Here is a 247-nt window from a genome sequence, read left to right as displayed (position 1 = left end):
CGGGCAGCATCGTTTCCGTCGTGCCATTCGTACGCCAGACCGGGGCATTGCGCCAGTACAGCGTGATCTCGTCGCTCTGCGTGTACCCCAGATCAGCCTGAAATTCGTCAACAAGTGCCTTCGTCGTATCGATCATGCACTGCATGAATCGCTTGTCGTACGGACGATCCAGACCGCGCGTGAACGTGTGGAACGCACGGCCGTCGAGCCGCGCCAGAATAGGAAGGCCGGGCATCATGGAGCGCCC

General features: G+C 60.7%; 1 protein-coding gene. It reads right to left on the bottom strand.

The window, feature by feature from the left end:
* On the bottom strand, nt 1-247 hold a 247-nt coding region (locus AC1RPW_RS08615; protein WP_481769549.1), incomplete at both ends, for a tRNA(His) guanylyltransferase Thg1 family protein.

This window comes from Dellaglioa sp. CoH-55-MRSF-8 (assembly GCF_056782195.1).
The sequence above is the reverse complement of the archived record's forward strand: the minus strand, read 5'-3'. Positions and strand labels throughout refer to the sequence as shown.